At 35.3% G+C, this 23,229-nt stretch carries 23 protein-coding genes, 1 tRNA gene and 1 other annotated feature; of the genes, 12 read left to right on the top strand and 12 right to left on the bottom strand.

Going from position 1 to position 23,229, the window contains the following annotated elements; genetic code table 11:
- The first annotated feature begins 2 nt into the window (after window positions 1-2).
- A complete protein-coding gene (locus tag U8521_RS07090; protein WP_334352308.1) occupies window positions 3-1,481 on the top strand; it encodes an FGGY-family carbohydrate kinase in 1,479 nt (492 codons plus the stop codon).
- Between the two features lie 36 nt (window positions 1,482-1,517).
- Here U8521_RS07090 and U8521_RS07095 read toward each other — a convergent pair whose 3' ends face one another.
- Entirely contained in the window at window positions 1,518-1,901 is a 384-nt protein-coding gene (locus U8521_RS07095) for a hypothetical protein (RefSeq protein ID WP_334331803.1), read from the bottom strand.
- A gap of 254 nt (window positions 1,902-2,155) precedes the next feature.
- Here U8521_RS07095 and U8521_RS07100 point away from each other — a divergent pair, with 254 nt between their 5' ends.
- On the top strand, window positions 2,156-3,805 hold the full coding sequence (locus tag U8521_RS07100; RefSeq protein ID WP_334352309.1) for an aryl-sulfate sulfotransferase: 1,650 nt from the start codon (window positions 2,156-2,158) through the stop codon (window positions 3,803-3,805).
- 28 nt (window positions 3,806-3,833) lie between these two features.
- Here U8521_RS07100 and U8521_RS07105 read toward each other — a convergent pair whose 3' ends face one another.
- The 5 genes from U8521_RS07105 to U8521_RS07125 form a co-directional block, all read right to left on the bottom strand.
- On the bottom strand, window positions 3,834-4,286 hold the full coding sequence (locus U8521_RS07105) for a hypothetical protein (RefSeq protein ID WP_334352310.1): 453 nt from the start codon (window positions 4,284-4,286) through the stop codon (window positions 3,834-3,836).
- A 104-nt stretch (window positions 4,287-4,390) separates the two neighbouring features.
- Window positions 4,391-5,041: an HAD hydrolase-like protein gene (locus U8521_RS07110; RefSeq protein ID WP_334352311.1), complete on the bottom strand. Its 651-nt coding sequence runs from the start codon at window positions 5,039-5,041 to the stop codon at window positions 4,391-4,393.
- Window positions 5,042-5,052: 11 nt separating this feature from the next.
- Window positions 5,053-6,225 carry an MFS transporter gene (locus U8521_RS07115; protein WP_334352312.1) on the bottom strand — a complete coding sequence of 391 codons (1,173 nt, stop codon included), beginning with the start codon at window positions 6,223-6,225 and terminating at the stop codon, window positions 5,053-5,055.
- 529 nt (window positions 6,226-6,754) lie between these two features.
- Window positions 6,755-7,306 carry a TetR/AcrR family transcriptional regulator gene (locus tag U8521_RS07120; protein ID WP_334331798.1) on the bottom strand — a complete coding sequence of 184 codons (552 nt, stop codon included), beginning with the start codon at window positions 7,304-7,306 and terminating at the stop codon, window positions 6,755-6,757.
- 9 nt (window positions 7,307-7,315) lie between these two features.
- A complete protein-coding gene (locus tag U8521_RS07125; protein ID WP_334331797.1) occupies window positions 7,316-7,789 on the bottom strand; it encodes a nucleoside 2-deoxyribosyltransferase in 474 nt (157 codons plus the stop codon).
- Window positions 7,790-8,178: 389 nt separating this feature from the next.
- Here U8521_RS07125 and U8521_RS07130 point away from each other — a divergent pair, with 389 nt between their 5' ends.
- A complete protein-coding gene (locus tag U8521_RS07130; protein ID WP_334352313.1) occupies window positions 8,179-9,120 on the top strand; it encodes an ADP-ribosylglycohydrolase family protein in 942 nt (313 codons plus the stop codon).
- Between the two features lie 2 nt (window positions 9,121-9,122).
- Here the strand turns inward: U8521_RS07130 and U8521_RS07135 are convergent, their stop codons facing one another.
- The 3 genes from U8521_RS07135 to U8521_RS07145 are packed head-to-tail and all read right to left on the bottom strand — an operon-like array spanning window position 9,123 to window position 11,313.
- The gene (locus tag U8521_RS07135) at window positions 9,123-9,989 is read right to left on the bottom strand and encodes an amino acid ABC transporter substrate-binding protein (protein ID WP_334352314.1); all 867 of its coding nucleotides are present in this window, start codon (window positions 9,987-9,989) and stop codon (window positions 9,123-9,125) included.
- A 19-nt stretch (window positions 9,990-10,008) separates the two neighbouring features.
- Window positions 10,009-10,647 (bottom strand): amino acid ABC transporter ATP-binding protein, encoded by a 639-nt coding sequence (locus tag U8521_RS07140; RefSeq protein WP_334352315.1) that lies wholly within the window; start codon window positions 10,645-10,647, stop codon window positions 10,009-10,011.
- A 12-nt stretch (window positions 10,648-10,659) separates the two neighbouring features.
- Window positions 10,660-11,313 carry an amino acid ABC transporter permease gene (locus U8521_RS07145; protein WP_334352316.1) on the bottom strand — a complete coding sequence of 218 codons (654 nt, stop codon included), beginning with the start codon at window positions 11,311-11,313 and terminating at the stop codon, window positions 10,660-10,662.
- 165 nt (window positions 11,314-11,478) lie between these two features.
- Window positions 11,479-11,700: a binding site (T-box leader), on the bottom strand.
- A gap of 208 nt (window positions 11,701-11,908) precedes the next feature.
- Here U8521_RS07145 and U8521_RS07150 point away from each other — a divergent pair.
- The 4 genes from U8521_RS07150 to U8521_RS07165 are packed head-to-tail and all read left to right on the top strand — an operon-like array spanning window position 11,909 to window position 14,666.
- Window positions 11,909-12,226, top strand: a complete 318-nt coding sequence (locus U8521_RS07150; RefSeq protein WP_334331792.1) for a PadR family transcriptional regulator — start codon at window positions 11,909-11,911, stop codon at window positions 12,224-12,226.
- Window positions 12,216-12,878: a DUF1700 domain-containing protein gene (locus U8521_RS07155; protein ID WP_334331791.1), complete on the top strand. Its 663-nt coding sequence runs from the start codon at window positions 12,216-12,218 to the stop codon at window positions 12,876-12,878. The genes U8521_RS07150 and U8521_RS07155 overlap by 11 nt, the downstream gene beginning before the upstream one ends.
- Window positions 12,871-13,812, top strand: a complete 942-nt coding sequence (locus U8521_RS07160; RefSeq protein ID WP_334352317.1) for a DUF4097 family beta strand repeat-containing protein — start codon at window positions 12,871-12,873, stop codon at window positions 13,810-13,812. Before U8521_RS07155 ends, U8521_RS07160 begins: the two co-directional genes overlap by 8 nt.
- Before the next feature lie 56 nt (window positions 13,813-13,868).
- Window positions 13,869-14,666 carry a DUF975 family protein gene (locus tag U8521_RS07165; RefSeq protein WP_334352318.1) on the top strand — a complete coding sequence of 266 codons (798 nt, stop codon included), beginning with the start codon at window positions 13,869-13,871 and terminating at the stop codon, window positions 14,664-14,666.
- A 19-nt stretch (window positions 14,667-14,685) separates the two neighbouring features.
- Here U8521_RS07165 and U8521_RS07170 read toward each other — a convergent pair whose 3' ends face one another.
- Window positions 14,686-15,336, bottom strand: coding sequence for a metal-dependent transcriptional regulator (locus U8521_RS07170; RefSeq protein WP_334331788.1), 651 nt, complete (start codon window positions 15,334-15,336; stop codon window positions 14,686-14,688).
- Window positions 15,337-15,455: 119 nt separating this feature from the next.
- On the opposite strand from U8521_RS07170, the gene U8521_RS07175 reads away from it, so the two are divergent.
- The 4 genes from U8521_RS07175 (at window position 15,456) to U8521_RS07190 (ending at window position 18,877) form a co-directional block, all read left to right on the top strand.
- Complete coding sequence (locus U8521_RS07175; RefSeq protein WP_334352319.1) at window positions 15,456-15,977, top strand: DUF308 domain-containing protein; 522 nt, start codon at window positions 15,456-15,458, stop codon at window positions 15,975-15,977.
- Between the two features lie 52 nt (window positions 15,978-16,029).
- Window positions 16,030-16,102, top strand: a tRNA-Thr gene (locus U8521_RS07180).
- Window positions 16,103-16,289: 187 nt separating this feature from the next.
- Window positions 16,290-16,637 carry a hypothetical protein gene (locus U8521_RS07185; RefSeq protein WP_334352320.1) on the top strand — a complete coding sequence of 116 codons (348 nt, stop codon included), beginning with the start codon at window positions 16,290-16,292 and terminating at the stop codon, window positions 16,635-16,637.
- A 245-nt stretch (window positions 16,638-16,882) separates the two neighbouring features.
- Window positions 16,883-18,877 (top strand): collagen-binding domain-containing protein, encoded by a 1,995-nt coding sequence (locus U8521_RS07190; protein WP_334352321.1) that lies wholly within the window; start codon window positions 16,883-16,885, stop codon window positions 18,875-18,877.
- Between the two features lie 41 nt (window positions 18,878-18,918).
- Here U8521_RS07190 and U8521_RS07195 read toward each other — a convergent pair whose 3' ends face one another.
- Complete coding sequence (locus tag U8521_RS07195; protein ID WP_334352322.1) at window positions 18,919-19,992, bottom strand: acyltransferase; 1,074 nt, start codon at window positions 19,990-19,992, stop codon at window positions 18,919-18,921.
- Window positions 19,993-20,102: 110 nt separating this feature from the next.
- Between U8521_RS07195 and U8521_RS07200 the strand changes: the two genes are divergently transcribed.
- On the top strand, window positions 20,103-20,768 hold the full coding sequence (locus U8521_RS07200) for a CPBP family glutamic-type intramembrane protease (RefSeq protein WP_334331783.1): 666 nt from the start codon (window positions 20,103-20,105) through the stop codon (window positions 20,766-20,768).
- Between the two features lie 103 nt (window positions 20,769-20,871).
- Here U8521_RS07200 and helD read toward each other — a convergent pair whose 3' ends face one another.
- Window positions 20,872-23,145, bottom strand: coding sequence for an RNA polymerase recycling motor HelD (gene helD / locus U8521_RS07205; protein ID WP_334352323.1), 2,274 nt, complete (start codon window positions 23,143-23,145; stop codon window positions 20,872-20,874).
- Between the last annotated feature and the right edge of the window lie 84 nt (window positions 23,146-23,229).

Raw genomic sequence — 23,229 nt, forward strand, 5'->3', positions numbered from 1 at the left:
TCATGATGAAATATTTATTAGGAATTGATCAAAGTACTCAAGGAACAAAAGTTGTTCTAGTGGACCAAGATGGACAAATTTTACGAAAAGTTACTCGGAATCATCGACAAATTATTAGTAAACAAGGTTGGGTCAGTCATGACCTTCGGGAAATCTATCAAAATATATTATTTTTAGTTAGAAAATTATTAGATGATCCTAAAGTTGATTCAAGTAAAATTGTCGGTTTAGGAATCACTAATCAAAGAGAAACTGCTACAGCTTGGTCAAAAATGACTCGTAAACCATTATCGGAATCAGTAGTTTGGCAATGTTCAAGAGCTAAAGATATTTGTGATCGAATTGCTAAAACAGGAGTTGAAAAGTCAATTTATAAAAAAACTGGAATGCCTCTGTCACCGTATTTCACGGCCGCAAAATTTACATGGTTGTTGGAAAACGTTCCTGAAGTAAAGACAGCTGCCGATGCGGGAGATTTATGTTTTGGAACAGTTGATAGTTGGTTGATTTATCAATTGACTGAGGGTAAAAGTTTTAAGACAGAGCCCTCCAATGCTTCTAGAACACAATTAATGAATCTAGAAACTGGTAATTGGGATGATGAGTTATTAAAGATTTTTGGTTTGAAAAAATCGTATTTAGCAAAGATTGTTGATTCCAATGACAAATTTGGTACGACTGATTTTGAGGGAATACTTGATCACCAAATTCCAATCTATGGAGTGATGGGGGATTCTCAAGCGGCTCTATTTGGTCAAAGATGTGTTGATTTTGGTGATGTTAAGTCGACATATGGAACTGGATCTTCAATTATGATGAATATTGGATCAAAACCAGTTTGGTCTCAAAATAGATTAATGACTTCAGTTGGCTGGAAGATAGATGGTGCACCAACTTATGTTTTAGAAGGTAACATCAATTATTCCGGTGCAGTTATTGAGTGGTTGAAAGATGACTTAGGCTTGATAGAACATAGTGCTGATACGGAAAAAATGGCTTATCAAGCAAATAAAGCAGATAAAACGTATTTAATTCCGGCTTTTACTGGATTAGGTGCACCATATTGGAATGACAAAGCTACGGGTACAATTGTTGGAATGACTAGAAAAACTCGTAAAAATGAAGTCGTAAGGTCAGGTCTAGAGAGCATTGCGTATCAAATAAATGATGTTTTACAACTTATGAAGAAAGATACTGGTTGTCAGATTAAAACTCTAAAAGTCGATGGAGGAGCTACTGCTAATAATTACTTGATGCAATTTCAAAGTGATTTACTACAAGCTCAATTGAAAATTCCTAACATTGAAGAGTTAAGTGTACTGGGTTCAGTCTTTCTGGCAGGTATGCAATTAGGCATTTATAATGAACAAGTTTTAAGTGAAGCGGTAGAGTATAAGACTTTTGAACCAAAGATGGAAATTGATGAACGTGATGAAAAAATTCACGGTTGGGAAAAAGCCATTTCATTAATAAATGTATAAAAAAAGTGTCAATTCGTCGTGAATTGACACTTTTTATTATTGTTCAATTTCCTTAATGCGTCCCTTAAAGTCAGCTTTGATCATTTCGTGATAGAAGGCATCTTCAACGGGATTCATGTGTGAAAAGTCAACGTCGGTTGCGGCGGTGAAGGTTTCTAAATAAGTCTTGCCGTTTTTCTCTTGTGAAACCATGATGACCATTTGATCGGGGTCAACATCATTGGCAGCTGCAAGCATGCAATCGTCGGGATGGAATTTTTCCTCTAGTTCAGTGGGATTATCGCCACCAACATTTTGCATAAACTCATTATACATTTGGATGTATTTTTTACCTGTTGTAACGCCGAGGTCTTTAAATTTGCCGGTTGCCCAAACTTTTTGAACAATCTTGAAGTAATCATCTGATGAAATATCTGCCATAGTAAGTTCCCCTTTATTAAAGTCTTTAATAATTATTATAATAATCTTTCTAACAAAATTATAGGGGCTTGGCTTATCTGATTTGAAAAATTCTGGAATTTGTGAAGTGTGATGGGGATTTCGCTCAAAAAGGTTATACTGCTTGGAAATCCTAAATTAAGGAACTTCACAAAATCTTCAAAAAATATTGGCATTATGTCAACATTTTTTTATATTATTAATTAGTTGAGAATTTTTTTATTAAGGAGATTTTAATGAGGAAAAGGAAGCTTTTTTTATTAACTTTGATTCCACTAGTATTGTTGGTGCTAGTGGGTTGTTCTAGCAAAACTACCGATAGTGATAAGCCACTGTCGACAGCGCAAATTAAGAAGAATATTGGCTCTAAGTTAATTACTACCCGTGAGGATGCACAGAAAAAATTAACTAAGCAATATCAAAAAATTACCAAGGATAGTAGTTATACTTTGGAAAATCCTTATGTAAAGGTTAATCCCTATGAAGATTCACCTTTGACAGCTTTAGTTATTTTTCAAACTAGTAAAGCCGCTAAAGTCAGTTATACAGTTGAGGGTAAAACTGACAAGACTAGTATTACTAATTCAGTAAAAGGATATAAGAAAGTTCATCAAGTACCAATTGCTGGTTTATATGCCGATACTAATAATACAGTTACAATGACTATTACTTACAAAGATGGTACGACGGAAACGAAGACTTTGACAATCAAGACAGGTGAATTACCTAAGTATGTCAAGAGTGCCAAAATTGAAGTAACTAAAAATGATAAAGATAAAATGGATATTGGTCAAAATAAATTAACTTTGATCAACCGTACTACTAAAGAACCATTTGCAGTTGATGCGGATGGTGAAGTTAGATGGTATTCAACTAATTATTCACAACATACGATCGAACAAACTAAGAATGGACATTTCTTGATTTTGACGAAGGAAAACGTTGATTCAATGGTTTATAATGATTTGATTGAAACCGATGTCCTTGGTCGAGTTTATAAAGAATATAGTTTTAATAGTAAAGTAAAATCTAACGACAGTAATAACGCTAAAGATGAAACAACTGTCATTCACCATGATTTACTTGAATTACCAAATAAAGATATTTTAGCAACGGTCAATGACGGTTCGAAGTACAAAGAAGATGTCATGGTTCAAATCTCACACAAGACAGGAAAAATTGTTAAAGTGATTGATTTGAAGAAACTGTTACCTAGTTCAATGTATAAAAATTACAAGGCGGGTGCAGATGGTAAGATTGACTGGTTCCATCAAAATGCAGTTGATTATGATGCATCTGATAACACGATTATGATTTCTGGTCGTAACCAAGATATGATCATGAAACTTAATTACAGGACTAATAAAATTATTTGGATTTACAGTGGTAAGAAGAAATCTAGTTGGCCTAAGAAATATCGCAGTAAGATTTTAACTCCAACCAAGGGTACTTCGATCACTGGTGGTCAACATGGTTTGTATCAGCTTGATAAGACTACCGATGGAGAAGATATTATCCTTTATGACAACAATATTGATGTCACGAATGGTGATAAGAAGACTTCTGGTAAGTATTCACAAGCAGTTCAATATCATGTCAACTTGAATAATATGACGATCGATCAAACTTGGGCTTACGGTAAGTCACTTGGCAAAGCCAACTTCACTAATATTATTGGTTACGCTGAACGTGAAAGTAATGGCAATACCTTGATTGACTTTGGTTTCAAGAATAAGGGTAAAGAAAGTAACATTATTGAAGTCGATTCTGAAGGTAACCAAGTCTTTAATATTACCGTTAAGAATGCCGCATCAAAAGCTTATGTCTATCGGGCCTACCGTTTAGAATTTTATCCTAGCGGATATACATTTGACGTGAATAAATAAAAAAAGTCGACCAAACGGTCGGCTTTTTTTAATCGGTAAATGATTGATTCAATTTATTCAATTCGCCATCATTAAATTTAATATCATCCAGTTTATCAGCATTTTCACTAATCTTATTAGTGATAGTTTCAGTTAATTTGTCATTATCTGCTTGACTATAATCATCAGGTAAGATTCCAATAATCAAATAATCAATCGGAGTGCGGTCGTTGCCCCACAAGACTGGCTCTTTGAAAGTCAAAGTCATAGTGTGATTGCGACTCTTTTTGTCACTGGTGATAAACATGTAGACGACCCGATTTTCCAAAATGCTAGGTTCCTGGGCAGCACTAGCAAAGAGGCTACTTTGAACGGCTTGTGGATCCAAATTGAACTCATCGGCAGTTTTAGTGGCAGCAAGTTTTAAGGCACTCAATTGATTGTTATCAGATAATTCGATATTTGCGGTAGTATGGTTTTTTCTAAAAAGTTTGAATAGCATAATTATATCTCCCTTGTCTTATTAACAAGGAGCTTCGACATGTCTAACTCTCTTTACAATGCTTATACTAACTTATCGAACCCGTTTCATAGCAAGGAGAAAATTTAAAAAGTTCTGATTTCTGATGGAATTTCAGTGGGATCTTCTAAAATTGATTCCGCACCTGCAGCTTTAAGTTCTGCATAAGATCCGAATCCATAGGTAATTCCCAAGGTGTGGACGTGATTAGCGATACCACCTAAAATGTCAGTTGCCCGATCACCTACAATTACTGATTCATCGGCAGTGGCTTTGACGCTTTCTAGTGCATATTTTAAAATGTCGGCTTTACTTGAACGAGTAACTTGATCCTCTGAAGCCCCGAAAAGTCCATCAAAGTATTGATTTAATTTTAAATAAGGAATCAATTTTTTAATGAGAGATTCAGTCTTGGCTGAAGAAATATAAAGTTGATAGCCGTCGGATTTTAAGGCTGCCAACACATCAGCAATCTGGGGATACAAAGTTAGGTCATATAAACTGTTATTTTTGTAGTACTCATCATAAGAAGTCATCGCTGCTTGGTAGCGTGATGGGGATAAATCAGGGTAAAACTTAGCCAAGCTTTCTCCAAGAGCTGGGCCGATAAACTTCCTATAAGTATCAGTGCCTAAATCTTTTAAGTCGAGTTCTTGAGCCATGTGTTGCAAAGCTTCAATAGTACCTTTTTGAGTGTCGGCAATAGTGCCATCAAAATCGAAAAATAAATATTTCATTATAAATACTCCTATTCTTTAATTGGTGAGTGACGTGCAATAAAAATCCCGGAAGTCGTCAGCAAAATTGACAAGGCAATCAAGATGATAATGATCAAATTCCAAGAGTTAGTTTGGGTTTGAATTATACCAAAGAGGGTTGGGCCCACGGCTGCTAGTAAATATCCAGCTGATTGAGCCATTCCCGAAACTTCAGCGGTCTGATAAGGATTGGTCGTTTTTTCGGTGAAGAAGATCACGGCCATGTTGAACGCTAATCCGGATCCAAAGCCTGTCAATATAGTGATGATAGTTAGAAAAACAATATTTTCACTGGGCAAAAGGTATCCAAGTGGTGAAACAGCATAACCTAAGCACAACATGATCAAAAGTTTTTTCATGCCACCTTTTTTAACTGACAAGAAGGGTACGATAAAGGAACAAGGTAGACCACTTAACTGTAACAACGTCAATAAATTACTAGAAGCAATTGTTGAAATGCCGTGGCTTTGCAAAAGTGATGGTAACCAAGTGATAAAAGAGTAATAAACGATTGACTGTAAGCCGAAGAAGGCCGTGATCAGCCAGCCCAAATTCTGATTCCAAACACTTCGATAGTTTTTAGTCGTGATCTGTTCTTTAGTTTTTTGATTAGTTTTCAAACGCGGAATCCAAAAAATTGTGGCGACAATTCCCATCACGGACAAAATTGCTAGAGTACTTTGAAGACTGATTTTAGTAATAAAAACTCCAGAAAGGGCAGTTCCAATCGCACCAATCAACAACATCGATAAAGTGTAGAGACTAGTTCCCAAAGGAATTTGATCAGGCATTTGGTCCTTGATAACAGCGGGAACTAAAACATTACCACTGTCAATTCCCACTCCAACGAGAAAAGTCCCAAACATTAATGAAAAAGCAGTGGGAATGATTCGTAGGTAACTTCCAGCAATTAAGATTAGGAAGAAGACAAAAATCGTTAATTCGTTTCCCCATTTTTTTGCAATCTTGACGATAATTGGTGACAAGACAGCAAAAGTGATCAATGGAATCGAAGTAATCAATCCAACCATTGATTTAGGAATTCCCAGTTGATTTTCAATCGTATTCAAAAGTGGTGGAATGATCATAATCGGCAGACGCAAGTTAGCAGCAATCAACATCATACTGATCAAGAACCAAGTTTGTGATTTTTTAGTAGACATATTTTCCCCCCTCACAACATAGTTATATTTTAGAACAGTATGAGATTGGGAACAATTTTGTTTTTTTATTTGGTTGTGTTGATTGGTGGAAGACTGGAGGTGTAAATCTATGCGGTTGATTTTGTAAATTCTAGAATGGATACAATTCTATTCTGGACAAGGGAAAATTTCATTTATAGTCTGGATACGTTATAGACCTTTAATTCCTAAGTTGATCAAATTGATAGAAAAAACAATAGAGGATTTTATTAGAATCACAGTAATCTGCTAAGATCTAATAAAATCCTCTTCCTTTATTTTCATTAACTCTTATTTTTATTATGGGAGTGACAATGCCTAATTAAAATACTAAATTTTAAATCGGAATAGAATCACTATCCTTAAACAAATGGAAGGCAAATAACCAAAGAGAGTGAAATTCAGTCCGGAATAGCAAAGTCGATTTGGCTCAGTTGTGCCCACATCGTTCCAGCCAAAATCGGCTTTGCTATGGAGGACGGCATACTTCCACTATCCCTCAAAAAAACTATTATTCACTCCATTTAGTAAAGAAATTCCCAGTAAACTCAATAAACTTATCGTAAGAAACATTGAAGTCGTTGTCTTCCAAATACTCAACGAGTCCAATCAATCCACCAACAATGAAACTGATCATCAACTCGGGTGTATCGGATTCAGTAATCATCTTGATCAATGGATCGTTTTGGCTGGCAGGATCTTTACTCTTAGTTTTGACAATATCCCTTAAAATACTACGAAACTCAGGATAAAGATTAGCCTTAGTTTGGTATTGAGGTGAAATATGATGCATAAAATTGCTATTTTTTTCCATGAAATCAGCAATTTGATAAACGATTGTTTTGGCATTAGATGTATTATTCAATAAATCATCTAATAAGTAAGAAAAGACAGCGTGTAACAAGGAGTATTTGTCAGTAAAGTAACGATAAAAGGTACTGTGATTAATTAACGCCTCGTCACAAATGTCGCCAACAGTAATCTTTTCAAACGGCTTTTTTTGTAACAATGAAATCATTGCTGTAATAATCGATTTTTCTGTTCGTTGTGTTACTTGTGACATTATTTCCTCCTAAAGTACCTTCACGTTTTCATATCTAGTCATTAAAGTATTGAAATCATAATTTTTAATTTCTTGAATACTTTCATGGCCATTGAAGAAAGCTGTTAAACTCCCAGCTAACATTAAGTTCAATGGTTCATCGGTAATGTTTCTGACGCCGATAACTGGAACATTGTTAGCTACGGCATAACCGCATTCCCACATCGTTCCGGAATCAGGTTCCATTTCGTTTTCTTCTATTTTGTAATCTAACATTGCGACTACAACATCAGACACATTGATATTGTTGATATCATGTTTATAAACGGCAGTTTGCCATTCGAAAGATCCCATTTTTGCATTGGAGTATTCGTCCTTGCCAGGTCGGAAAATGTCCCCAATAGTTGGATTAGCAGCTAAAAGTTTTTCAATTTCATCCAAACGTTTGATTTGGTTGTCGCTAAAAAAGGGCCCGGCTAAATATACTCGATTCTTTTTTTCCATAATGTTAAAAAAAGCTCCTTTGTGTTTATATACCAATTATACTGAAATAATTAAAAATTTCATGAAAATTCCATTGTGATTTCAAATAATAAGTTTAAAATGTATTTTAATTTGAAAAACTAATAAAAGTTTTTATTAAAGTATCTTTTCAGGGGACAAAGATGATGTTATAACAAAAGTGGCACGGAGGAATGATATTATGGACAGAAATAAATTAAAAAAAGTTCATGACGATAGAAAGAGAGTTAATTTGCTGGCAGTGTTCGGTATTTTTTTAGCTTTCATTCTATTGATATTCTAGGGACTACGTGCTATAGATGGGATTCTAAAATCTATTAAATATCAACTGAGGCCAATTTTGACCTCAGTATTTTTTTAGGAGTGATAACTTGTACAACTTAAAAAACATTTTATATGCAGCAGTTGTCGGAGATGCACTTGGAGTTCCGGTAGAATTTAAAAAGCGTGACACTTATTACATTGATAAAATGACTAGCGGTGGGACTTGGGAACAAAAACCTGGTAGCTGGTCTGATGATACTTCATTTACTTTGCCACTGATGGAGAATTTGGTAGAGCATGGGGATTATGAGCAGTTGATGCAAAAATTTGAGAATTATATGTTTAGAAATCAATATACCCCAGATGGTGAGGCCTTTGGAATCGGTCAAGGTTGCGCCAAGGCGATTCGCAATTGGTCAATCAATAACTATCCAGCTTTAAAATGCGGTGATCCTAGTGTCTATGCCAACGGCAATGGTGCTTTGATGCGTTTAGCACCTTTGGCAATTCATTTGCGTAAAGTTGGGAAAACAGCACAGCGGTTAGAACTGACGAGAAATTACACTTGTCTGACTCACCGGCATCCTCGAAGCGTGATGGCTAGTTTCATCTACCTAGAAATTTTGCATTTTCTTTTAAATGGAGAGCATTTAACGGAAATTCTCAAAAAATTACCAAATCACTTAGAAAGTAATTTACAGGATTACTCTGAAGAATGGAATGAATTCACTGAATTTGCTGATATTTTTCAACCAAAATTTAAGCAGACCAATCGGCAAGATATTAAGTCGACAGGATACGTGGTTGATACGTTGCAGGCCTGTTTGTGGTGTGCTCTGAATGCTACTTCGGTTGATGAGGCGGTTCTTTTAGCGGTCAATTTAGGTGATGATACGGATACCATTGCCAGTATTACAGCAACTTTGGCCAGTTGTATGTATCCTAACGACCAAATAAATCCTAAATGGGTTGAACAACTACGAAATAAAACACTTTTAGATAGTATTATTGATCCCTTTGTGCAAATGGAATTAAAAAACAGTGACTAAATTTAGTCGCTGCTTTTTTTGTTGGTAGGTGTAATTAATGAATTATCAGAATTACCAAACCATTTCTTATTTATCTTTTGTAAAGTTCCATTATTAGCCAATTGTTGTAATCCTTGATCAATTTTCTTCTTTAGAGTTTTGTCGCCTTTACGCATCCCAACGGCAAAATCTTCGCCAGTGAAACCACCACTGACGGTGCGGTAGGAAGCAGGGTCCTTTTCTTTACTGATGTAGTAACCTGCATAAACACTATCGATCAGCAGTCCTTGGATACGGTTATTATCTAAATCCATCAAAGCATTATTGAAAGAATCGTATAAGACAGGCGTCCTATTTTTTATGTAATTCTTTAACATAGTTGGTTTTTGATCTAACAAACTAGCACCTGAAGAACTAGTCTGAACACCGAGAGTTTTACCTTGCATACCCTTAAAAGTAGTGATGTTCTCTTTAGTTTTGGTTACTAAAACTTGTCGGTTAGCCATGTAAGGTCGGGAAAAGGCTAGTTGCTTTTTCCGTTCAGGAGTGATGGTGTAGCCGTTCCAAATTAAATCAATCGTCCGATTTCTAAGTTCAGTTTCTTTCATATTCCAATCAATTGGTTGAAAGTCAGCTTCAATACCGTACTCTTTAAAGACTGCTTTGGCCAAATCAATATCGTAACCGACTAATTGACCATTCTTTTCACGAAAGCCCATTGGAACAAAGGTATCGTCTAAACCGATGATGACTCGACCTCTTTTTTTGATGTGCGACCAAGTATCGGCAGTGTTTGCTTGCTGAGCGACTGACTTTTGACTAGTTGAACAGCCAGATAATCCAAGGGCAAAGAATAAGAGCGCAATGAATATTAAAATTTTTTTCTTCATACTATTAATCCCCCTTCGATTAATTATTAAGTGGTTTGACTTCAAGCAATTGATCGGCAATCTTTTTGGCAAAATCAGGATCATGGGTGATGACGATTTGAGTAATACCAGTTTTTTTCAAATCCAAAATAACTTGAGCTACGGTGTCACGTAGACTTGGATCGAGCGCAGAAGTTGGTTCGTCATAACAAAGAATTTGTGGTTGCATTGCAAGTGCTCGGGCGATAGCGACTCGTTGCTTTTGTCCGCCAGATAGTTCGAATGGATATTGGTCTTTTAATGAAGTTAGTCCTAGTTGGGCTAATAGTTTAGTGACATTTTTTTGAATAGTAGTTTTGTCTTGTTTCAAAACTAATTTGGGGGCTAAGGCGATATTTTCCATCACCGACAAATGTGGAAATAGATTGAAATCTTGGAAGACGACACCAACGACTCGTTCCTTTTCTGATTCATTGTAGGGATCAAATGGGTGATTGTTTAAAACGAAGGTTCCAGAATCTATTTTTTCCAAACCAGCGATGCAACGCAACAAAGTTGTTTTACCAGCACCGCTAGGACCAACGATACTCAAGATGGAGTTATCTTTGACTTCTAAATTTAGGTTATTCAGGATGGTCTTGCCATCGAAACTTTTAGTGATATTTTCTAATTTCAACATAATTTTTATCTCCTAACGGTAGTAACTGAAGCGTTTTTCGAGGACTTTGAGTAGCCAAGTGCAGACTAGTGTTAACAGTAAATAAATAACGCCGACTAAGACGAGAGGCAACAATGTAACATCTCGTGAACTGGCAATATTTCCGGCTCGAAGTAGATCGCCTAATCCGATAACGTAAACTAACGATGAATCTTTGACTAAGTTAATGACTTCATTACCGATTGAAGGGAGAACTATTTTGACCATTTGAGGGATGATGATTGTGCGAATCGTCTGCCAATAATTTAATCCAAGTACTTTAGCACCTTCGAATTGACCATTGTCGATTGCTCCAAAGCCACTGCGGAAGATTTCAGCGAAGTAAGCAGTGTAGTTGAGAATGAAAGCAAAAAGAGCTGCATCGTATCGTTCAAACACGATTGGGAAGAATGGCATATTTGGTAAGCCATAGAAAACGAAGATCAGTTGAAGTAACAAAGGTGTTCCTCGCATTACCCAAATATAAAATGAGATCAGCCAACTTAGTGGTTTAAATTTAGAACTTCTCCCTAATGAAACTAAGATTCCTAATGGCAATGAACAAATCAAAGTCCAAAAGAAAATTTTTAAAGTCATCATCGTACCACTCAATAACGATGGTAAAATTTCAAAAATATAATTGATCATAATTAATTCCCCTTTCAAATATAAAAAAACGTCCTCTAGCAAAGTTGCTAAAGGACGTTTAAACGTGGTTCCACCTTAATTTGTCGATACCTCACGATATCGACCTCAAGAAGTTCTTGTAACAGTCGTACTTAAAAAAAGAAAAACCCTCTCGGTCAAATTGACCAAGAGGGCGAATTTTCGCGGTACCACCTCTGATTTCTAATATCTCACGATACTAGACTCATGAAGTTACAAGAACTTCAGCTTTAACGGTGCTACCGAAATGACCTACTGTATTTCAATCATTCAACTTACAGATGTGTTTCATCAAGGACTGGGACAACTTCCACCAACGTTGACTCTCTGGACCAGTTTACTCAATTACTCTTCTGTCGTCGTTTTTATATTTGTTTTAAAATGTTGAAATTATCGTACGTCCTCTGAAAACTAATGTCAAGTATTTTTGTTTTAAAATGTTGAAATTATCGTACGTCCTCTGAAAACTAATGTCAAGTATTTTTGTTTAAAAATTGACATATACTATAAAGTATCATAATATTATTTATGAAATGATATTATACGACGTATAATATAACGGAAATGAGGAGATATTATGGCAATTCAGGTATCAACTGAGATTCTTGAAGGTTCTGTTTTAGCTCTGCTCACGAGAGAAGATTATTACGGATACGCGATAACACGGGAAGTTAAAAAGTCATTCCCAATTTCAGAATCCACAATGTATCCCATCTTACGTCGCTTAAAAAAGGAAGGCTGGTTGAGTACTTACGATGAGGCTTATGAAGGTCGCAACCGTCGCTATTATAAAATTACTGATTTAGGTGTGGAGCAACTGGAACAAATTAAGAAGAATTGGCAAAATCTAAAAGATGCCACTGATTCTATCTTGGAGGGGAATAATGAAAAATAAAGTAATAGATGCTTATATTGATGAATTTAAAATCTATTTACATCAGCTGAGCGAAGCAGAGCAAAACGATGTTGTTGAATTTTATCGTGAATATATTGCGGATGCTAATTTACAAACTTCAGATGCGATTATCAATGAATTGGGGACACCCAAAAATTTAGCTCGGAAAGTTTTAACAGACTATTCGATTAAAATGTCTGAAGAAAATTATCAAAATGTTAATAATGGTCAATTATCAGGCAATGAACGTGCTAAGAAAAATTTAGCGATGATTGGCTTAGTTTTGCTCGCTCTGATGGCATCTCCAGTAGCGATTCCAATTGCTTTAGTGATTATTTTGATGTTGGCACTAGTCGTTGGTCTAGGAATATTCTTTATTTTATTATTCCTCTTTTTAGTTGCTGCTTCAGTGATTGTCGGAATAGGCTTGATCTTCATGGGGCTTTGGGTCATTTTTCAATCGTTCCCAACCGCAATTTTCTATGTTGGGATAGGTTTATTAGTTTTAGGAGTAGATTTCTTCCTAATACCAATTACGATTGCGTTATTTAAGTGGTTCTTTAGCGTGATTGTTATCTTCTTCCGCTGGTTAGGAAAGAAATTACTTCACGGTCGAAAAACTCCGATGAAAGGGGAACAAAAAAATGCGTAAGTATTTCGTAACCGGTTTTTATTTACTAATTGTCGGTGGTTTGTTGTTACTTGGCGGATTTATTATGGGTGGTAATAAATTAGTCGTTTGGAATCATGGTTTTCAAGTCGTTACAAAGATTGATCAAACTGATCCCTTGAATGATTTTAAGAATATTTATATCGAAGGCAAAGACATGGATGTCAATATTCGACTAGGTGATCGTTATAAAATTCGTATGGCTGGTGATAAGTCGTCACTACCTACCCACGAACAACATGATGATACTTTAACGGTTACTGGACAAACACAAAAAAATGGGACTGTCGGTGTTGGAGTAGATGCAATAAATCGGGCACACGTGACGATCACTGTACCAATGGATAAATCATTGAACAATGTTCATATTAGACTTTCCAATGGTTATATTCGAATGAACGATGTAACGATAGAAGATCTGGTTAAATCTGTGAAAGATATGGATTATGACTCTAATATTTATATGAGTGATGTAACGGTCAACAATGTTAAAAAATTGAACATGTATGATACCAATTTGACTTTGATCAATACAAAATTGAATAATGCTAATATTGTTGCTAACGCCTATTCACGTATTGAAGCAAATAATGTTACTTTTTTAAAGTCTAATATCAACATGGACGAGTCTGATTTGATAGTAAAGGAATCAAATTTTGATACGTTAAAAGCAATGGCTAATCACAGTAAAATTTCAATTTCTAAAACAACCATGATGAACAAGAATGAATTTCGAATGTATAGCTCAGGCCGCTTCAATGCTAAGGATTTGACGGTCGAGGGGATGAATTTAACTTCTGAGAATGGTTATGTTCGTTATAACGATAAAAAGCAGGGTGAAACTTATCAAATCAAGTCTGATGCGCAAAATCTTTTGACCGTTGTAACGACAAAAGCTCCAATCACCATCAATTGAGTTAGGAGTGTGCGGTCATCTTTGTTATAATGGCGTTATTAATGTGAGGGATATTAATGAATAACGCGAACAATATATCAGCTTTAGAGATTAGAAGAGATGCACATCGTGCTTTCTTAAAAGATATTAAGGGTAATATTTCACTGAATATTATTCCAATCTTATTAAGGTTTTTAGCAGTTTATTTTGGAATGAAAGTCTATCATAATTGGATGTCGAATTTGAATGTTAACTTGGCTGATCCTGAACAAGCTAGCCAACGTTTGCAAGAGATTTCGAGAAATTTAGCAAATGATCCAACGTCGTCTGCTCAATATATGTTGAGCTTGACACCGCAAAGTAATGTTGCTGTTTATGCTTTATTTTTCTTCTTTGTGATGGTCTGTGTAGGAATTTCCTATGCTTTAGTAGATAAATTCCGAAATCCAGATGTAGAGATCAATGCAATCAAAGATAGTTTACGAGCTTTTTCAGGACGTTACTTTTTTCCAGTCCTATTCATAACGGCGTTATTCGGCTTGTTTTTAGAAGCTGGTTTAATGCTTTATGTCATTCCGGGAATTTGGTTTTTAGTGATTTTCTCACAAGCTTTCTTAGTCTTTCGAGATGATCAAAAAGATCAAGGGACATGGACTATCCGAATGGCATTTTCAAGTTTCAGCCGTAGTTCGATCGTGATGCGTGGTTACAAGTGGACTTTCTTTTCCATTTGCGTTGAATTCTTCTTCTGGGAGATTCTAAATGCTTTCACGCATGAATTATTATCGGTTTGGTTGCAGCCATATGAACAATTAGTTTTGGCATCGTTTTATTATAAAATTGCTGATGAGAAAAATAAAAACCGTGATGAATAAAATTTCATCACGGCTTTTTTTATCTGAGTTCAACGAAAATATAGTCGATAGCTTTAGCACCAATGGTCAATTTTGAACCATCCTTTTTTTCAACAACTAACGAATTATCGAATTTTTCATGTTTTAAAACGGTAATCGTATCATCAATTTCCAAGTTTAAACTACCAAAGTATTGTAGAAAATCGTAGTTATCAGAAACACGAACGATTTGAACTTTAGTATTGTCAGGAATCATACTGAGCAATTTATCATCAGCATCAGTCTCTCCTTGACCGTTACCGGGAATTATTCCACCATGGGGACAACGTTGGGGATGATCGAGAAAATCGTTTAAATGGTCAATTAGGCCATCATCTGAGGCGTGTTCCAAAGCATCTGCATTATGGTGCACATTATCAACCGGATATTTGAGACATTCATGAAGAAAAACTTCCCAGAGACGATGAGTTCTCACTAATTTTTCAGAAACCTTATTACCCTTGGGAGTTAGAACAATTTTATTGTATGGAGAGTGCGTCAAATAACCCTCACTAGCTAAGGAATTTAGCATCTCAGTAACTGATGGTGCAGAAACGTTCATGATTTCAGAAATACGTTTGTTAGTGATCTTAGTGAAATCATAATTTAGTTCGTAAATAGTTTTTAAATAATTTTCTTTGTTAGGGGACAATTTTACAACCTTTCGTTTAGCCTAATATTTATGTTAGCCCTTATATTATAGCGCATATTGTTCAACATTGATAACTCTAAATGGTAAAATGATTACTGGAATTAAAGGAGGAGAGGTTTATGGGTGAACCCAAACGACGTTTTGATTGGTTCGGTTTCATTATTGGACTAATTTCTTTGTATGCAGGTTATTTAGTTATTTGGTATCCATTGCGCAGTTTGTCTACTATTGCTGTAATATTCGGATTTTTTGCAATTTTACGTGGAGTTTATCAATTATGGTTCGGTTCTCAAATGACTAGATTTCTTGGCGTTAGAAGTGGTTGGACGATTTTTAGTGCAATCGTCGATATTATTATTGGTATTATTTTTATTTCGCATGTTCAAGTGGGTGTAGCTGCCATCGTTTATCTGTTTGCAACCTGGTTTTTGTTGGATGCAGTTTTCCAAATCTTCACGGCCCGGTTCTATCATTTCTTCGGTCGGAAATATTATATTTTGATTGTAATCGTGGCACTTTTGAACTTATTATTTGCGGTAATTTTGTTGTTTAATCCTGTTCTAGCAGGTGACTTTATCGTCTTCTTGTTAGCATTCTTCTTCTTTGCAACAGGATTGTCAGAAATTATTGAAGCATTTTGATTTAAACCATTTTCTACACGTAAGTAATTTGGTAAAATGTAGAAAGTGATTTGCCATCTTAGCTCAGGAGGTAGAGCGCCACCATGGTAAGGTGGAGGTCGTCGGTTCAAATCCGATAGATGGCTCTAATACGGAACTGGAAATGTTTATAGTAAACGTTTCTGGTTCTTTTTTATTTTCCATAAAATAAAAAATGATGATTAATAATCCAATTTGTATAAAAAGTAATTAAATAAAATTAATCCAAAAAGCTATTGCTGAAAATTTCGTTAATGGATATTGTTGGTTTATCAAATAAACGGAGAAGTGATTATGCAATTCTTTTACAATATTTTATTCTGTCTTTATCCATTAGTTTTAATTTTTTTGATAGACAAACATTTCCATATTATGGATGTTCAGACACAGCAATTTGATTTAGATTTAGGACTGATCATTAGCAAAAGTTATGTCTATACGATTATTTATTTGGCTGTGGCAATTCCTTTGATAGTTGTTTTTATTTATTTATCACTATCACCAGCAATTAATCAGGAACTTACTGAAATAGTGGCGATAGTTTCGAAAGGAATTGATATGTTGCTAACAGGATTAGTTTTTGTTTTTTGTGGTTCGCAATTGATGATTTTAAATCGAGACAAGAGAAAGGTTATTGGATAATATTTTATCGATAGTATTTAATCAATTAATTAAAATAGTATATATAGCATGATGATTTATTTTTCTGCTTTAAAATACATATAATAAAGGGCTTACATACTATTCCCTAGTAGAGTTACCATAAAATATATCGTTATTTGACAATAAATTGGAGTAGAGTAATAATTTTCATAAATAAAATTATTACCAGTTTTATTTGATAATAATAATTATTCTAAACTCAACGAGGGAGATTTTAGTTAATTATGTTAATGAAAAAAGGGAAAAAATGGGCTTTATCGTGCGTTGCAATTAGTGCAGTTGTACTAACGGGGATGAGCGCAAATAACGTTAAAGCTGACGAGGTTTCAAATTCTACTGATAGTGCCGCTACTACTCAAAGTGCTGGTAATCAAAATGGTGTTGACAGTGAAAGTAATTCTGTACAATCTCAAAGTGTCGATAATCAAAATAGTATTGATGTTGATAATACTTCTGTGCAATCAACTCAAAGTACTGGTAATCAAAAACAAAATACTTTGGTAAAATCAGAAAATAATAATGTACAAGATGGTAAAACAATTCAAAATGATTTTGGTCAAGAAGAGCCTAATAATCCATTAGGGTATGCCTCAAATTTTCATATTTTTGCGAATGAGGCATCGTTAAAGGCACATACAAATGGAAATGTTGTTGCTGGAAATCTTTATGGTGACGTAAACTTTGGAACTAATATAATTAATGACTCAAAAAGTCATGTTGATACAGATATCTCATATATTCAAAATGTATATAATTTAGCAAATAGTTCATTTGTCAGTAAAACCGACAGTAGGTATAACAAAGTAATTTTTGGTGTTAATAATGATGTTAAATTAGGAAATGAAAGTGGTGATGGGAACGAAAAGTTTCCTAGTGTTAATAATATAAAAATTGATCACTTGGACAATGATGAAATTTATCAGGATAAGGGTTCAAATGTTTATATAGATATTAGTAAATATTTGGAGAAACTTGAAGGAAATTCCCAAAACTTAGCTGATAGCCATATTACCGCTAATATTTCAAATGATAATTTTCCTGATCGTAACCAACGTGTAATTAATTTAGAAGAATTTGAACCAACGAATAATAAAATTATTATTAATCTTGATAAAGAATCACTAGAAATGGATACGCCTATAACTATTGCTGGACTTTCATCCGATAAAGGAGGAACCTCTGTAATTATTAACGTGGATTCCAAAGGAGAAACTCCGCTTAATATTAATTCTCAGATTAAGTTGATTTTTAATGATGGTATCGGTGGTAATAACAAAGAACGTCCAAATCAGGAAACTGAGTATTTTGATGATAACCATCTATTATGGAACTTTTATGATAGTACAACATCCAATAATCAATATGCTGGAGATATTGAAATTAATAGACCATTCCAGGGAAGCATTTTGGCACCAGATGCAACTATAAATATTCATCAAAATTTAGATGGAAATATAGTTGCTGATAAAGTGAATGTACAAGGTGGAGAAACCCATAGATGGGATTTACAAGATAATTCTGATATTGAAACTGAGTTTGAAAAACCAGTTACTATCCCTGGTGAAGTTGATTGGTTGCCTGGAGAACCAGATCAACCCGACGAAAATGATGGTTCTAATATTGATGAACCTGATGAAGGTGAAGAAAAAGATATTGATGATAATGGTAATTTAGTTGATCCCAAAAACCCCGATGAAAATACTAACGAAGGCAATGAAGGCACAGACCCTGAAGAACCTGGTGAAAATACTGACGGTGGTAACGAAGACAATGAAGGCACAGATCCTGAAGAACCCGATGAAAATAACAACAACGGTAATGAAGGAAACGAGGGTACAGATTCAAAAGATCCTGATACTGATAAAGATGACGAAGATGAAGACTCCGAATCCGAAGAAGAAACAGGTTCTGAAAATGAAGATAATGACTCTGAAGAAACTGATTCAGAAGAAAACAATGGTGGCAACATCATCACAAACGGTGGATCAGAAGGTAACTCCGAAGATTCAAATGATTCAAGTGAATTAGGTGAAGGTGTCTTGCCTGATGTTGTTGGTAGTGACAAGAATGAATCACAAACTCCTGCTAATGACACTTCTGACAATGCTGCTAAATTGCCTCAAACTGGTGCTACATCTGGTATCTTGGCAACAATTTCTGGTATTCTTTTGATTGTTTTAGGTTTTTTATTAAAAGGGATTAAACCAAGAAAAGACTAATTAAGTTGTAAAGAAATAACCGATTCCAAAAATGGAGTCGGTTATTTTTTTCGTCTGGTGTGTCCAGTTAGTAAGTAGTTAATTCCGGGGATTAAACTTAAGAACCAGATAATGACGGTTGAAATTATTATTACGATAAAATATCTGGCAAACGTTGCTGGGATGCCACGTAGATCGATATTTTTGAAGAACCATGGTTCCACATAAAAAACTACTAGATTGTGGATTAAGTAGATACCGAAAACTAAAGGTGACATGAATTTAAAGAATCCTTTGACACTTCTGGATTTTATCCACAGTCCCCACTTCTGTAAGAGAATAAAAGCAGCTAATGACATTATCGGAATAAAGAGTGAAGTTACGTAGTAGCTGTTGTTAGTATCAAAGGTCTTGGGGACTGATTCGGAGAAGAAATTACCAAAGGTAGCAATTCCGATGAACAAAACTAATAACGCTAGTGTACTGATTTTATGGGGATCAATATTGCTGAGGATGTAGCCCAGGATATAGTAACCAACGAAGCCACCGATTAACATGAAACTTGAGACCGGAGAAATTTGAAAGACGTGTTTCATATCTTTTCCCATCATGACATTGACTGAAGGGATTAAGGAACAGGTGATTAACCAAACACTGGTGACATACATCAACATCTTCATATTGGCATTGTCGACAAAAGTTTTAATGATTGGCGATAAAATATAAATCCCGATTAAAGGATACATGAACCAAAGGACTGGTGAAGTGGGCTTACTCATGATAAATTTCAATCGATTCCAATATGCGTGATTGCTGATTTGGTTGGACGTTAAGTAGGCCGCAGTTGGCAAGATGATCGACCAGATCAAAAAGGGGATGGTTACCCGTGGAATTCTATTTTTCCAAGTGTACGAGAGCGACAAAGTCTTTTGACTGTTGAGAATCAAGGCGCCAGAGATCATGAAAAAAATCGGCACACTGATGTGGGCAAAGTAATTGAGCATCTTGATGATTTGCCAATCAGTTGTTCCAATATGTTTTAAAGTGTCGACTGTGGAAACGTGAATAAAGATAACTAACAGAATAGCTATCACGCGAATGAAATCCAGGTAAAATATGTGTTGTTTTTTATTCATAAGTAACCCCCATAAATAACTCTCTCAATTCTAATGTAAAACGCCACTAAAATGAAGTATTAGCGTATGATATAATGACAAAGTAAATTTATTGATTGGAAGAATTTATTATGAGAGTAGGAGAATCCCCAGGGACTGATTTCGTTAGATATTTAATTTGGATCGTATTTTCTATTGTAACTTTGATGTTGAAAAATCATGCGGCAAATAAGAATGGTTTGAACGTCTTTATAGTTATTTTATTTTTTATTGTTGGAATCGTAACGTTATTTTTGATGATTAGAAAATATGTCCGTGAAGAAGATTCTTTTTCTGATACAGCTGATGGTTTTGCTTATTCATTAGTTTCTAACATTGGATTTATTAGTTTGATGATTATCATTGCTGGTGCCTTGAGAATCTTGGTCAGTTATTTACAAATTTCGGGTAGATTACCAAAATTCGTGAATGATGATGTTGCTAGTGCAGATCAAAATGTTTTTATCTTTAACATGATTGCTAATGTCTTCGTGATAGCTATTCAGCAACAGTTAGTTCAAACAGGATTTTTCTTTAATTACTTTTTCAGAGATAGTTCAGCTTACAGTGCAATCATGGGAATTATCTTGAGTGGTGTGATTGCTGGTTTGATCAGTTTACCGGGCTCACTACTACAATTCTTCATGATGATGGCGCTTGGTTGGTGTTACGCTTTGACATACTTGTATACCAAGGATGAAAAAATGGCTATCTTCGTTGGTATGGTCAGTGCTATTGTAGGTACGATTATTATATAAATAGAGTGTGACTGAGCATGTTTAAAACAAATAGGCCGTGGTAATTTTTTAATTACCACGGCCTATTTGTTTTAAGCGATATAAAAATGTCCCCAATTTTTGGTTAATCAACAGAAATTAAGGCACTTGGTTCACATTCTAAAAGTGGTGAGATTTGGTTATCCACACACAGAGTCAAACTGTGCATTGCTCGGGTACAGATGGTATATAAAACATCGATACTGCGAGAATCTGGATAGTTCTTGGCTGAAATATCGTGACCAATCACGGCATCGAATTCTAATCCTTTAGCTAAATAAATTGGTAAAATCAAAATTCCCTTGGGAATTGAACGAAAGTCGGCATCTACTAGAGTAACGATTGATTCATCGCTAAAGTGAGTATAAATTTGTTCCGCTTGAGCTTGATTACGGGCTAAAATCGCCACGGTTTCATATTTTTGATTCAATTCTTTAGCAGTTTCTTTTAAACCATGATAGTAATCATTGTCGTTGAAGACTTTGATAACCGGATCTTCACCTTGACGAGAAAAGGCTTTGACCTGATCTCCATGTGGTAATAGTTTCTTAGCGAAGTTAGTAATTTCGGCAGTAGAACGATAACTCTGATTCAAAGTGATCGTAGTGATACGTTTCTTTTTAAAAAGTTCATTGACCTCGGTTACTAAGTCATTCTTTCGATAGGAACTAGTTAGGACATCTTGGGAACGGTCACCTAAAAGGGTCATTTTTGCGTTAGGAAAAGCGTGTTCGATGTATTTTAGTTGAGCCATCGTATAATCTTGAACTTCATCGATAAAGATGTGCTGGATACCGCGATTGACGCCACCGTCAGTCACAAAGTCACGCAAATAAAGAATTGCAACGGCATCGCTGAGACTCAATTTATGAGTTTCAATATTGTGGTCGATCGATTCGATCATCGTTTGCCAGACATTTTCGGAAACGAGTTGTTGGTCAAGTTTTCCGAGTAAGAACAAGTATTCTTTATAAGGATTGAAGAAATAGTTATTGATCAAAGCATTGTAAATTGGAGCGTAACGTTCTTTGAGAAATTCTTCAGCGATGATCTCACGTTGGTTAGTTGATTCCTCGATGTTGTGGTCCGTGATGATCTGTTGAAAATCTTCATCAGATAAGTTGTCGATTTCGGCTTGGACCCAATCTTCATTGCGATCTTGATGAATTCGTTTTTGAAGGTGCTTGATCAAGGCATTTTTCGTTTGTAAGAAGCGGTCGGGGATGTGATAAGCCGGATTAGTTGCCTGATAAATCGTATCGATTTCTGTTTTGGTAAAGAATGGTTTGCCTTCAAAAATTACATCCTCAAAATAAGGTGTGTGATGGGGATGATCATTTTCCAGTTGTTCTAATTTCTCCAAAAAGGCACCACTTTCCTTGTAAAGACGCATCTTAACAGTCGTTTCTGGTAAATTATGTTCGTCCTTTTCGTAACGCTCGAACAAGGTTTCCACTTGTACACCAGTCAGGCGCAAAGAAAGAAATTCATTGAGGGTCACTTGTCGCATATTTCGTTCGCCCAAACTAGGTAGGACTTCGGAAATATAATTACTGAATAATTTATTAGGAGAGAACAAAACAATGTTGTCAGCATTCATTGTTTCTCGGGAGTGATAGAGCAAGTAAGCTACTCGCTGCAGGATAGCTGAAGTTTTACCTGACCCTGCAACACCTTGGACTAGTAAAATATCGGAACGGGTGTCACGGATGATAGTGTTTTGTTCATGCTGAATTGTTGCAACGATATTCTTTAAATATTCGTCGCTATATTCACTTAGAACTGACTGTAAAATTTCGTCGCCAACCGTTTCATTGGTATCGAACATATTGCGGATTTTGTTGTGAACGATTTGAAATTGGCGTTTTTTCTTGAGTTCAACTTCAGCAGTTCCGTTAGGAGTTGGATAGGTCACTTTTCCTAAAGTTCCGTTGTAATAAATTCCGGAAACAGGAGCTCGCCAGTCATAGATTAAGAAATCTCCATCGTCATCTTGTAAAGTCGAAGTTCCGATATAAAGTGTATCGAGCTCACCATCTTCCACGATATCGATACGACCAAAGTAAGGTGAACCTTGTAAGTTTTCTAGTTTTAATTTATTGGAATTTAAAATGTTTTCATTTTCGACAGCCAAGGCAACCAATTGTTTCTGTTGTTGAACAGAAGCGTTAGTTTCCATTTGGTCATCGACTTCAGTAGTATTGACCTTAGTATTTTCACCGTAGTTTCGTTCGATCCGGTGAGTTTCTTTGTGAGCTTGATCAATACTCTGTGTAATTTTTTCGATTTTGTCGTCAATTTTTTCGGCAACAATATCAACGCGTTTTTGTTCGTCTTGTTTAGATTGATTAATCGTCATTAAAAATACCCCTCGTTGACAATTTGTGGTTTTTTCATTATGCTAATAGCAATTAGAGTACATTAAAGCATAATCATTTTTAAG

Origin of the sequence: Companilactobacillus miaonis, assembly GCF_036913615.1 — a bacterium.
Classification (GTDB): Bacteria; Bacillota; Bacilli; order Lactobacillales; family Lactobacillaceae; genus Companilactobacillus.